The organism is Paludisphaera borealis (assembly GCF_001956985.1).
Lineage (GTDB): Bacteria > Planctomycetota > Planctomycetia > Isosphaerales > Isosphaeraceae > Paludisphaera > Paludisphaera borealis.
Window position 1 is genome coordinate 6,744,380 of the sequence record NZ_CP019082.1, and the last position, 12,024, is coordinate 6,756,403.

Genomic DNA, 12,024 nt, shown 5'->3' on the forward strand with positions numbered 1-12,024 from the left:
CGTCGATCAGGTCGTCGCGGCGTCGGCCGCGGCGTCCGCGGCGTTGGCCATGACGGCGTTAATCTTCTCCAGGGTGCCTTCGCTGGGCTCTTTGGTCCCCTTGCACTTGGGGTATTTCGCACAGCCGAGGAAGTAGCCGCGACGCCCCTTGCGGGGGATCATCGGACCGCCGCAGTCGTCGCAGATCTCGTCGATCTGGATCGATTTCAGGTCGGGGCCCGCGGCGGCGGCCGGCGGGGGCGCCATCTTGGCGACCTCGTCCTTCAGCTCGTCGGGGACCGGCACGGCGTTGCGGCACTTGGGGTAGCCCGTGCATCCCAGAAAGGCCCCTCGCTTGCCTTGCCGGATGGCGAACGGCTTGCCGCACTTCTCGCAGTTCTTGTCGATCTTGATGGTCGGCAGCGGGTTGCCCTCGACGTCGACCGCCACGATGTTGCGGCACTTGGGATAACCGGTGCAGCCCAGGAACGGCCCCCGCTTGCCTTGCCGCAAGGCCAGCGGCTTGCCGCACTTCTCGCACTTGTGCTCGGTCTCGACCATCTTCTGGACCGGGTTGCCCTCCGGGTCGATGTCGAACGATTCCTTGCACTCGGGGTAGCCCGAGCACGAGAGGAACTTCTCCCCCTTCTTGTTCTCGCGGATCAAGAGCGGCTTCCCGCACTTGGCGCAGACGTGGCCGCTCTCGACGGCCTCGGCCCGGGGCGGGCCGTCCTTGGGACGGGTGGCCTTGCACTCGGGATACTTGGAGCATCCCAGGAACTCGCCGGTCCGGCCGAACTTCATCACCATCGGAGCGCCGCAGACGTGGCAGATCTCGTTGGTGGCGATCTGCACCCGCTCCATCTGGGTCTCAGCCGCCTTGAGCGCCTCCTGGAATGGGTAATAGAACTCGTCGAGCACCTTGACCATGTCTTCCTTGGCCTGGGCGACGTCGTCGAGCTCATCCTCCATGTGGGCGGTAAACTTGAGGTCGAGGATCTTCGGGAAGTGCTTGACCAGCACGTCGGTCACAACCATCCCCAGTTCGGTCGCGAAGAACCGCCGGTCGGTGTGCTCGACGTACTTGCGGTCCTGGATCGTCTGGATGATCGGCGCGTAGGTGCTGGGGCGGCCGATGTTCTCCTTTTCAAGGGCCTTGATCAGCGTGGCTTCGCTGTACCGGGGGGGCGGCTGGGTGAAGTGCTGGGTGGCGTCGAGACTCTGGAGGTCGAGCTTCCCGCCGACCGACACCGCCGGCAGAAGCGCGTCTTCCTGCTTGCCGCCCGGCGGCCAGATCTTGCGGTGGCCGTCGAACCGGAGGATCTTGCCCTGGGCCTTGAACAGCCCCGGCCCGGCCGTGATCGCCACGTCGGTGACGGTGAAGACGGCCGCCGTCATCTGACTGGCGACGAACCGCCAGTAGATGAACGCGTACAGACGGTTCTGATCGTGGCTGAGATGCTTCTGGACCTTGTCGGGCGTGAGGCTCAGCTCGGTCGGCCGGATCGCCTCGTGAGCTTCCTGAGCGTTCTTGCCGGCCGAGTAGCGAAGGGCCTTGGGGGGCACGTACCGATCGCCGTACTGGGTCTTGATCAGGTCGCGGACGCTGGTCAGGGCCTCTTCCGACACCCGCAGGCTGTCGGTACGCATATAGGTGATAAGGCCGACGGGCCCCGAGCCGTCGACGTCGATGCCTTCATAAAGCTCCTGGGCGACCTTCATCGTCTTCTTGCCCGGGAACCGCAAGCGGATGGCCGCCTGCTGCTGGAGCGTGCTCGTCTTGAACGGCGGGTCGGCCTTGTCAAGCTTCTCGGTCTCGTCGACCTTGGAGACGACGTACGGCTCGGAGGCGAGCACGTCGCGGATCTTCTGGGCCTCGGCCTCGGTCTTGGCCGCGAACTTGGCGCCCTCGAATTCCGTCAGGCCGGCCTCGAACCGCTCGTTCTCAAGGGTCGAACCGGCGGGGCTGACGGCCGCGGTGATCTTCCAGAACTCCTCCTGGATGAACGCCCGGATGTCCCGCTCGCGGTCGACGATCAGCCGGACGGCCACCGACTGCACCCGCCCGGCGCTCAGGTTGCGGGCCACCTTGCTCCAGAGCAGGGGGCTGAGCTGATACCCCACGAACCGGTCGAGGAACCGCCTCGCTTGCTGGGCGTTGACCATGTCCATGTTGATCGGACCGACTTTATTGAACGCCTCGCGCACGGCCCGCTCGGTGATCTCATGGAAGGTCACGCGGCGGACCCGGTCGTCCGGAAGGTCGAGCGCCTGCTGGAGGTGCCAGGCGATGGCCTCCCCCTCGCGGTCCGGGTCAGTCGCCAGATAGACGATCTCGGACCGGGCGGCGTCGCGGCGGAGGTCGCCGATCGTGTCTTTTTTAGCGGGAACGATCTCATAAGAGGCCGTGTAGCCATCGGCGACGTCGAGCCCGAGCTTGCGCTTGGGGAGGTCGCGGACGTGGCCCATGCTTGCTTTGACGATGAACTTGGAGCCCAGGAACTTGTTGATCGACTTGGCCTTCTTGGGGCTTTCGACGATCACCAGCGCGGGGCCGTAACCGCCCGCCGGCGGACCTTCGGCCGCTTTCGTCCGAGAACCCTTGCCCGTCGCCGCCTTGGAGCGCGGAGCGGCGGGTTTGGCGGTCTTGGGCTTCGCGGCCTTGCCATTCTTCGGCGTCGTCGTGGAGGAGGACTTTCGCGGCACAGTGGTATCCTATCCTATCGTCTTTCCATGGCACAGCTTCGGTCGATCCGTCTCCGTTCGACTCGAGTCCGGCTCACGCCTCTTTGAGGTTGCTCCGGGAGACAAAGATGCTACGATGAGGGTTGGGTTGGCCATCATTTGACCCCGCATCCTTCCCATTAGCGGCATAGCTAGGGTATTCGGGGTCTGTCAAGGGGGGGATGCCGAGGAGGTCCCTTCCGAAGCCTCTCCGCTAGCACCCGAGGATCCCCATGCCTTTCGAGGTCTTTCGTCGCAACCAGCGTGTGCTGATCGCCGTCTTCGGCATTATGGCCATGATCAGCTTCGTCCTCTCTGACAGCCTCCCAAGATTGCTCAACGCAGGCAATGGAGGACGCGACCAGGAAGTGGCGAAGTTGTACGGCAAGTCGGTGTATCGGAGCGAGCTGAACGAGATGGCTCGCCAGCGGAGCCGGGCCAACCAGTTCCTTAATGGACTGATGCCTTACATGCGCGACCAGTTCGGCAGTCTCAAGGATCGCGAGCTGGTCGACGCCCTGATTCTGGAACACGAGGCCGACCGCCTGGGGATGACCGCCACGCCGGCCGTCGGCCGCGAATGGCTGAAGACGATCACGCAAGGCCGCATGAACCGCGACCTCTTCGAGATGCTTTACAGCCGGTTCAGCAGCGAAATCTCCCAAGAGCAGCTCCTCACCGATATCGCCAACCAGGTCCGCATCCGCAAGGTTCGCGGCCTGCTCGGCTACCCCATGGTCACACCGTACGACGTCTATGAGTCCTATCGCGATCAGACCGAACGGGTCGCCGACAAAATCGTCGAGGTCCCGGTCGAGAACTTCCTGACCAAGGTCGGCGAGCCCTCGGACGCCGAGATCAAAACCCTCTACGACCAATATAAGGACGTCCTGCCCGACCCCAGCCGCGAGACGCCGGGATTCAAGGTCCCGCGCCAGGTGCAGGTCGAGTTCCTTTCCCTCGACGGCAACGCCAAGGCCCGGGGATACCGCGACAAGCTGACCGACGCCGAGTTGCAGACGTACTACGAAAATCATAAGACCGAGTTCAAGGTCCCCTCCGAATTGCCCGACGACCTGTTCGCCGACGGTGCCTCGTTGACCCCGCCGGTGCTCCAGCCGTTCTCCGAGGTCAAGGGCTTTTTGGCCCCTCGGCTCGCCGACGAAAAGGCTCAGACCGAGATCAACGAGACCTTCAATCGGATTCGCGACGAGGTCTTGATCCCGTTCGCCGACGAATACCTCTCGGCCCTCGACGACCAGGAAGACGCCAAGAAGCAGGGGGCGAAGGTCGATGTCAAGTTCCCGGATCCCCTGGATCTCAAGGCCGTGGCCCAGAAAGCAGGGGTCAACTACGAGATCACGCCGCTGCTCTCCCGCGACGAAGCCGAGCGGTACGGCCAGATTTCCACGGCCGAGGTCGGCACGACCCGGCTGAGCGGCGGTCGAAAGTTCTCCGACGAGTTCACTGATCCGAAGATCAGCCTCTATGAGCCGGTCGAGCTGACCGACATCCTCGGGACCCGGTTCCTGGCTCGCAAGGTCAAGGACGAGGCCCCCCGGGTGCCGCCGCTCGACGAGGTCAAGTCGGACGTGATCCTCGCCTGGAAGCAGTCGAAGGCCCGCCCGCTGGCCGAGAAGGCCGCCGAAGCCTTGGCCGCCCAGATCAAGGACAAGGGGGGCAAGATCGCCGAGGACAAGGTCGACGGCTACCGCGTGATCTCGATCCCGCCGATCACCCGGACCCAGATGGGGGGCATGCCGTCCTCGCCGTTCGAGCCCACGCCCCAGGTCGAAACCACGATCCCCGAAGTCCCGCTCGCCGGCGACGCCTTCCGCGACGCCTACTTCGGCGTCAAGCCCGGCGAGACCGACGTCGCGCCGAACCTCCCCAAGACGGTCTACTACGTCGTCGCCCTCGACCGTCGCGAGCCGGCCAACTTCACCCAGCTCTACGACCCGATCAAGGGCGAGGAGTTCCGGTTCAAGATGCTCACCACCGAGGAAGCCGGCCGCCGGCAGGACGACAACTGGATGGCCTGGCTCCGCAAGCAAGCCGGCCTCCCCGCCGATTGGGTTCCCGCGGACGAAGCCAAAAAGGACCTCGCCGCCAACGGCTGATCCCCCCCCTCACGACGACCCGGGGCCGGTCCATTCCGACCGCGCCCCGGGCTCTCGAATTGGGTTCGTTCGCTCCCCGCAAACGAACCGAATACGAAACACAAGTCCTTACCTCGCACAGAGTTCATCCGTCTGGATGATTTGGCTTCGATCGGCCGAAAACCCCCGCCGCTTCGCTGGTCCGAAGTCCGTCACAACGGCGTTTCGTGGGCTTCACCCACTCGCCTCGGCTGTCCGCGAGATTGGGTTCGTTTGTCGCTTTTATGCGTCCCTTTCGCTGGTCCGAAGTCCGTCACGACGGCGTTTCGTGGTCTTCACCACTCGCCTCGGCTGTCCGCGAGATTTGGGTTCGTTTGCTCTGAAAATGGCCTCGCGAAGGCCTGCCCCGATACAAGCTCGAAGCGCCAGCGAGTGGATGCTTCCAATGGCCCAACGGAGATTCACTCGCTGGCGCTTCGAGCTTGTATTCGGACCCGCGCCACCCCGAACCACCATTTTCATGGAGTGGGGTGCCAAAACTGGCGGTATGACGATTCGTTCGTCCCCCTTTTCGCGATACCACTGCGACCCGAATTGAGAAAGAGCGGGGGGCCTTCTCCTTTCTTCTTTAAATGTACGACCGGCCGCGCGCGTCGAAGTCCTCCTCGCCTGAGAGCATGACTTCGATACGATCCCCCGACCGGGGGAATCACTTCAATCGCGCCAATTCGTGTTTCATGCGCGGATCGCAGGTTGGGATCATCCTTCCCAGCTTCTCGGACGTGATATAGTCGCTGAGAGCCTGGGCGCTCGGGCTCGAAGGTGCCGATGGGTCTTGCATCAGATGACTGGAGAGGCCGTCGATGAGGGTCGCCCTGCTGGGGTGGGATCTGGAGGACGAGACCGTCGCCGAACTGGGCGGGCTCGGGGTCGAGGTCGTCGGCTTCACGCGATGGTTCCCGGACCTGCCGGCCCGCGAGGCGCATCACGGCTGGCTGGAAGTGCGCTGTCCTCATAACATCGGCGGCAGTCCGCGCGACGAGGCCCTGGCGTTCGGCGTGGCGGTGGTTCGCGAGGCGAGCACGTCGGGGCTCGGCTTCGACTTCGACGTGGTCCACGCCCTCGACTGGCGGACCCGCCCTGCGGCCGGCGAGCTGTCCGCCCGCGCCCCAGGCTCGATCGTCGTCGCCTCGCACGCCGCCGGCGACGACGACCTCGCGGAGCATATCGGGTTCGGTCCCCGCGAAACGCCCGACGCCTGGATCTGCGACCACCCGTGGGGAGCCGAGAGGCTGCATGCGCGCATCACCGGCGAACCCCTCGTCTTCACCGTCCCGACCGCCCACGCCCTCGCGACCCAGAAGACGCCGGCCCCCGAGGCCGACGCCGAGCCGCTTGCGACAGGTCCGTGCCTCGTGCTCTCGCTGGGCTCCGGAACGCGGGTTTCGTCGCGGACGTTGATCCGGGCTGTGCGAGCCGCCCGCGAGCGCGTGCCGGGGCTGGTCGTCGCGCTGTTTGACGCTGCGGGACGTTACGGCCGGCTCAAGCGGTGGCTGGACCGATCGGGCCTCGCCTCCACGCGATGGGGAGGGATGGCGCTGCCGACTCCCGACCTCTGGAACGCCGCCGTGGCCCAGGCGGCGGTGGTTGGCGTGGCGTCGCGCAATCCCGTCGACGACCCGACGGCCCACGCGGCTTGGCTGGCCGGTGTTCCCGTCGTCGGGCTGCTCACCGACGACTCCGACGCCCTCGCGCTCGCCCTGGCCGACGCCGTTTTCTGCCCCGAACGCCGCGACCACGACGTCCGGGCGTGCGCCGCGCTGGCCGGTCGGAGGCTCTCCCCGGAGTCGGTCGCCGCGGACCGTCTCCGCGCCTACCTCATGCTTCTCGACCGCAAACGAACCGCGCCGTCGCCCGAGCCGACCGGCCGTCCGACATCGGCCGATGAATCCGACGCCCCCCGGACGCTGGCGTTTCCCGACCTGCGGTCGCGGCTGACTTTGACTCCGGTTTCGAGCCGCGAGGTGCTGGCGTCGTGGTCGGTGCGCCCGGACGACTGGCGGTCGGCGCTTCAGTGGATGGGCCCCGAAGCGGTGCGAGCGGTGTTGACGATCCGCCTGTTCGACGTGACCGACGTGGCGTACGACGGCATGAATGCCCACAGCGTCTTCGACGTCGACCTGTCGCTCAGCGAGAACCATCGCGTGATCGCCGCGCCCTATGAGGGTCGGTCGCTGGCGGCCTGTCTGGGGGCGCGGTCGCAGTGGGGCTACTTCCATCCGCTGGCCCACGCCCGGATCTGCCACCTGCCGCGCGAGGGGCTGGCGCCGGTGTCGGACGGGAGGCGGCTGCGGATCATGCCTCGTCGCACCTGGACCTGATCGACCGCCGTCATCGTGATCGCCCCTCGCTCATGGAACGGATCTTTCTATGCCCTGTCTGGCCCTCGTCCTCGAACTCCACCACCCGCTGCCCGACTCCGGCGCGGCCGTCGGCGCCGACTGGGCGCGGGCCTCGATCGAGACCTACTGGCCGATTCTCCGGGCGCTCCATCGGTTCGCCGAAAATCCCGGCGGGTCGTCGTTGACGCTCGCCGTGAGTCCGAGCTGGATGGCCCTGGCGGCCGATCCGACGGCCCAGGCGCGGGTGCGGGTCGAACTCGATGCCCGGGCAAAGCTCGATACGGTTGATCCGTCTCTGCACCGGTTCATCGCGACGACCTGCGAGGGGGACGCGCTGCGGTCGCTCCGCCGCTGGAACGCCGCCGGCGCGATCGACGTGATCCCGACGTCGGCCAGCCACACGTGGCTGCCGAGCGTCGCCCAGGACCCGATAATCGCACGGGCTCAAATCGGCCTGGCCGCCGCCGACTGCGCCCAACGGCTCGAAGCGCGGCCGACGGGCGTCTGGCTGCCGTTCCTCGGCTACGCGCCGGGGCTGGAAACGGCGATGGCCGCCAGCGGCTTGCGGTTCTTCGGCGTCGCGGCCGACGTCTTCGTGCGGGGCACCGTTCTGCCGCCGGGACGAACCTCCGGCCCGCTCGTCACGCCGCCGGGCGTCGCGGCTTTCGGGGTCGAGCCAGGTCCAACGTCGCAGGCTTTCGACCCTCAGACCGGCTACGGCCGCGATCCCCGTTACGTCGATCCGGCCAAGGCGGTGCGGGCGGCGTTCGAGCATTCGAAACACTTCGTCGACGCCTGGCGCGACCAGGCGTTCTCCGCCCCCACGGGCGAGGACGCGCCGATCGAGCCGATCCGCGTGGTCGCGTTCTCGGCCCACGACCTCGCCCAGGGCTGGCAGTCTGGAGGGGCGGGGGAGTGGCTTTCGCAGGTTCTGGAGCGGCTGAAGTCCGTCGAGGGCGCCTCCGCGTCGTCACTCGATCGCTACCTGGCGCGAAACCCGGTCGGGCCGTTCGGCCGTCCCGGGGTCAGCCCTGGAGGAATGCTCGCCGCCCGGCCCGCCGATTCGGACCTGTTCGACCGCTGCCGGACCGCCGCCGACCTCTTGACCTTCATCCTCGAACAGCGCCGGACGTTCCGCTCCCTGGAGCGGCGGACGACCGCCTGGATGATCCGCTGCCTGCTGCGGGCGCAGCAAGTCGACTGGTCGCTGCCGTTCGGCCGCGGCGTCGGACCCGACGTCGGTCTGGAGCGTGCGCGACGGCACCTCGCGATGTTCCACGAGCTGGCCGGCGGCCTCATGGCCGGCAGGCCCGACGCGCGCCGGCTCGACCGGCTCGACCGTGGACCGTCCTATCTGCCGGAGATCGACCTCGCCATTCCAGCCGGCGACTGAGAGGTCGGGTCAATCAGCCCAAGACCACCATTCCCAGGCCGCACTGGATCGGCCAGGCGATCGCCAGGATCAAGCCGACGCGACTGGTCCATGGGCCGGCCTCGACCTCCTCGGCCTGTTCCGGGGGGACCATGACCCAGGTCGACCAGACTTCGACGACGGCGATCAGCGAGGCGACGGCCAGCCCCCCCATGAGCGTGATCGAGACGAGTGCGTCGCGGCGGTCGCCCAGCGAGAGCGATTGGAGGACGGCGGTCAGCAGCCAGGGGAGCCCCAGCAACGCCCACAGGCGGTCGCCGATGGCGGGATAGCCGGGGGGCCGGCGGATGTAGCGGCGGGCGACGTACAGGAACGGCCCCGTGGCGGTTACGGCCAGCCAGGTGAAGGTCAGAACCATCATCGCCCAGCCGGCGATCGACAACCCGCTCCGCATCACCCGCAGGACGTGAAGCGAGGCGATCGCCGAGCCCATCACCAGCGCCGCGCCGTCCAGCACGGTGAACCGGCCTCTCTGCTCTCTCGAATCCATGCAACTTCATCCTGTGCCGACGGCAACGGTCGACCTATCTTTTTCGATGCGAAACGTGGCTGCACTCGGCCTTGGATTTGCCGGAACCGCGCGTAATATCGTACAATAAGCTGATACTTCGGATTTTCAAAACGTACAGTAAGAATCTGGCGAATCGGACGACGTGCGCGACCGGGCCTTGGCTTGATCTCTCCGACGGTCTCTCCTGGTGTTTTCCCTCCGCAACTACGCACGCCGCGCCGCTTTCGAATATTCTCGCGGGGTGTTTGTCATGGCGTTGCCCAAAGTGGTGATCGTGGGCCGACCGAACGTCGGCAAATCGTCCCTGTTCAACTGGATGGCAGGACGCCGGATCGCCATTGTGGACGATGTGGCCGGAGTCACCCGCGACCGTGTCGGCGCGCTGGTGCAGCTCGGCGACGACGACCACGCGCGGTTTTTCGAGTTGATCGACACCGGCGGCATCGGCATGGTCGACCGCGACGACCTCAGCGAGGACGTCGAGCGGCAGATCGACACCGCGATGAACGAGGCCGACCTGATCCTCTTCGTCGTCGACATCCGCGAGGAGCTGATGCCGCTCGACCAGGAGGTCGCCCAGCGGCTCCGCTACCTGAAGACGCCGGTGATCCTGGTCATGAACAAGGCCGACTACCCCGGCATCGACGACCGCGGCGGCGAGTTCTACAAACTCGGCCGCGGCAAGCCGGTGGCGGTCTCGGCCCAGCAGAACCGCAACAAGAAGCAGCTCCTCAAGCTGATCCAGGAACTGCTCCCCTGGGAGCAGCCCGATCGGCCGGCCGAAGCCGTGATGAAGGTCGCCTGCGTGGGCCGGCCGAACACCGGGAAATCGACGTTCATCAACATGCTGGCCCACGCCGAGCGGATGATCGTCTCGGAACGTCCCGGCACCACCCGCGACTCGGTCGACGTCCATTTCGAGCTCGACGACCTGCCGTTCCTGGCGATCGACACGGCGGGCGTCAAGCGCAAGGCCAAGATCAACGACAACCTCGACTTCTACTCGGTCCACCGGGCCGAGCGGTCGATCCGCCGCGCCGACGTCGTGTTGCTGTTCCTCGACCCGACCCAGGGGATCACCCGGCTCGACAAGCAGCTCGCCGACTACATCGCCAAGGAATACAAGCCCTGCATCTTCGTGGTCAACAAGTGGGACCTGATGGTCGCCGACGTGAGCGACGAATCGCAGGGCAACATGGGCAAGTTCGCCCACGTGGTCCAGCACGCGTTCCGGAACATGAGCTACATGCCCCTGGCGTTCATCACGGCGAAGACCGGCCGGAACGTCAAGGCGCTGCTCAACCTCTCGCAATCGCTGTTCAAGCAGGCCAACCGTCGAATCAGCACCGGGAGCCTGAACCGGATTCTTCGCGAGGCCGTGGCGGCCCATCCGCCGGCCACGCGTGACAACCGCTCGCCGCGGATCTACTACGCCACCCAGGTCGGTTCGGCCCCGCCGACCATTGTCCTCTTCGTCAACAGCACGCGACTCTTCGATCCGACTTACCAGCGCTACCTCCTGAACGTGTTCCGCGAAAAGCTGCCGTTCCGCGACATCCCCATCAAGCTCTACATGCGCGCCCGAACGCAGACCGCGCCGGACGAGCGAGGGGCCGCGCGGGCCGAGCGCCGACTCGGGGAAGGCGTGGTCGGCGGCGACGACGATTGGGACGGTTTCGACGACGACTTCACGGACGAAATGGCGACGCCCAGCAGGGGCGCCCGCGGCGAGGTCGAGGACGTCCGGTACATCAACCGCGAAGTCAACGAACTGCTCTCCGACCTCGACTCCTGAGCCGACCGGCTCGGAGCCGAGGGGGTGGCCCGCTTCCTTCGTTCTGCACCGGGCCGAACATGGCGTGACGACCTGCGGGGCGTTAAGATCCGGTAAGTCCCGCCTTCGGCAGACGGCCGCGCCGCTCGCGCGCCGTCCCGATGGCGCCTCTCGCCTGGAGACCTCACCGCCATGAACACGACTCACCGACGTGGATTCCTGGGACGCATGATGTTGGCCGCGGCGGGCCCGACGCTCGCCGGGTCTTCCACCGCCTGGGCGATTCCGCCGATCGCTCACAGGCGGCCCAGCCACCTCAAGCTGAGCGTCGCCGCCTACTCGTATCGCCAGTACCTGACCGCCAAGCCGCCGAAGATGGACCTGTTCGGGTTCGTCGACCTGGCGGCCGACCTGGGATTCGACGCCGTCGAGCCGACCTCGTACTACTTCCCCGCCGACGTCGACGCCGCGTACCTCGCCCGGTTCAAGCAGCACGCGTTCCTCGCGGGCCTCGACGTCTCGGGAACGGCGATCGGCAACAACTTCTGCCTGCCGCCGGGGGAGAAGCGCGACAAGGAGCTGGCCCACACGCGGCTCTGGGTCGACCGCGCCGCGGCGATCGGCGCCCCGGTCATCCGGATCTTCGCCGGCAACGTCCCCAAGGACGCCAAGGAGGAAGACGCGTTCAGGTGGGCCGTCGAGGGGATTCGCGCGTCGCTGCCGTACGCGGCCGAGCGCGGCGTCGTCCTGGCGCTCGAAAACCACGGCGGAATCACGGCGACCCCGGCGCAGCTCTTGAAGCTGGTCGAAGCCGTCGACGCCCCGAATTTCGGCGTCAACCTCGACACCGGCAACTTCCACGGCGAAGACCCTTACGCCGAGTTCGCCGAGATCGCGCCCTACGCCGTCAACGTCCAGGTCAAGACCGAGATCCTACGCAAAGGAGCCTCCACCAAGGAGGAAGCCGACCTCCGCCGGATCATCAACATCCTAGAACGCGCCCAGTACTCGGGCTACGTCGTGCTCGAATACGAGGCCGAGGAAGACCCCCTCACCGCGATCCCGCGATACGCCCGGCAACTGCGCGATCTGATCTGAGCCGA

General features: G+C 66.5%; 7 protein-coding genes. 5 read left to right on the forward strand and 2 right to left on the reverse strand.

Annotated elements, in window-relative coordinates:
- Positions 1 to 6: 6 nt before the first annotated feature.
- Positions 7 to 2,685: a type I DNA topoisomerase gene (gene topA, locus BSF38_RS26100; RefSeq protein WP_237170614.1), complete on the reverse strand. Its 2,679-nt coding sequence runs from the start codon at positions 2,683 to 2,685 to the stop codon at positions 7 to 9.
- Positions 2,686 to 2,936: 251 nt separating this feature from the next.
- Here topA and BSF38_RS26105 point away from each other — a divergent pair, with 251 nt between their 5' ends.
- The 3 genes from BSF38_RS26105 to BSF38_RS26115 all read left to right on the forward strand — a co-directional run bounded on the left by BSF38_RS26105 (position 2,937) and on the right by BSF38_RS26115 (position 8,597).
- Positions 2,937 to 4,823, forward strand: coding sequence for a SurA N-terminal domain-containing protein (locus BSF38_RS26105; RefSeq protein WP_076349979.1), 1,887 nt, complete (start codon positions 2,937 to 2,939; stop codon positions 4,821 to 4,823).
- Positions 4,824 to 5,665: 842 nt separating this feature from the next.
- Positions 5,666 to 7,183, forward strand: a complete 1,518-nt coding sequence (locus tag BSF38_RS26110; protein ID WP_076349980.1) for a DUF4912 domain-containing protein — start codon at positions 5,666 to 5,668, stop codon at positions 7,181 to 7,183.
- 49 nt (positions 7,184 to 7,232) lie between these two features.
- Entirely contained in the window at positions 7,233 to 8,597 is a 1,365-nt protein-coding gene (locus tag BSF38_RS26115; RefSeq protein WP_076349981.1) for a 1,4-alpha-glucan branching protein domain-containing protein, read from the forward strand.
- A gap of 13 nt (positions 8,598 to 8,610) precedes the next feature.
- Here the strand turns inward: BSF38_RS26115 and BSF38_RS26120 are convergent, their stop codons facing one another.
- Positions 8,611 to 9,126, reverse strand: a complete 516-nt coding sequence (locus BSF38_RS26120) for a hypothetical protein (RefSeq protein ID WP_076349982.1) — start codon at positions 9,124 to 9,126, stop codon at positions 8,611 to 8,613.
- A 271-nt stretch (positions 9,127 to 9,397) separates the two neighbouring features.
- On the opposite strand from BSF38_RS26120, the gene der reads away from it, so the two are divergent.
- Positions 9,398 to 10,942 (forward strand): ribosome biogenesis GTPase Der, encoded by a 1,545-nt coding sequence (der, locus tag BSF38_RS26125; RefSeq protein ID WP_076349983.1) that lies wholly within the window; start codon positions 9,398 to 9,400, stop codon positions 10,940 to 10,942.
- 171 nt (positions 10,943 to 11,113) lie between these two features.
- The gene (locus BSF38_RS26130) at positions 11,114 to 12,019 is read left to right on the forward strand and encodes a sugar phosphate isomerase/epimerase family protein (protein WP_076349984.1); all 906 of its coding nucleotides are present in this window, start codon (positions 11,114 to 11,116) and stop codon (positions 12,017 to 12,019) included.
- Positions 12,020 to 12,024: the final 5 nt, after the last annotated feature.

Excerpts from the sequence above, each read along its gene's own strand:
- BSF38_RS26115 (WP_076349981.1), top strand. The coding sequence starts at position 7,233 with ATGCCCTGTCTGGCCCTCGTCCTCGAACTCCACCACCCGCTGCCCGAC.
- BSF38_RS26105 (WP_076349979.1), top strand. The coding sequence starts at position 2,937 with ATGCCTTTCGAGGTCTTTCGTCGCAACCAGCGTGTGCTGATCGCCGTC.
- BSF38_RS26130 (WP_076349984.1), top strand. The coding sequence starts at position 11,114 with ATGAACACGACTCACCGACGTGGATTCCTGGGACGCATGATGTTGGCC.
- der (WP_076349983.1), top strand. The coding sequence starts at position 9,398 with ATGGCGTTGCCCAAAGTGGTGATCGTGGGCCGACCGAACGTCGGCAAA.
- BSF38_RS26110 (WP_076349980.1), top strand. The coding sequence starts at position 5,666 with ATGAGGGTCGCCCTGCTGGGGTGGGATCTGGAGGACGAGACCGTCGCC.
- BSF38_RS26120 (WP_076349982.1), bottom strand. The coding sequence starts at position 9,126 with ATGGATTCGAGAGAGCAGAGAGGCCGGTTCACCGTGCTGGACGGCGCG.